Consider the following 212-nt stretch of genomic DNA (forward strand, 5'->3'; position numbering starts at 1 on the left):
TATTTTCTTCATACTTTTCTTATTCAATTTTCAAGATGCCTTTTTTTCTATCCTTTTTCAAGAACAGAAATTAACAGATAATTTCCATTATCTATTAATTTCTTTTCTCGATGGTGGGCACAAGTGGACTCGAACCACCGACCTCACGCTTATCAGGCGTGCGCTCTAACCACCTGAGCTATGCGCCCTTTTTGGTGGAGATGAGGAGGATC

General features: G+C 39.6%; 1 tRNA gene. It reads right to left on the reverse strand.

What is annotated here, in order from left to right:
* Positions 1–111: 111 nt before the first annotated feature.
* Positions 112–188 (reverse strand) — tRNA-Ile (locus ACYQ0N_RS15460).
* Positions 189–212 lie beyond the last annotated feature (24 nt).

The organism is Ruminococcus sporogenes, assembly GCF_054655175.1.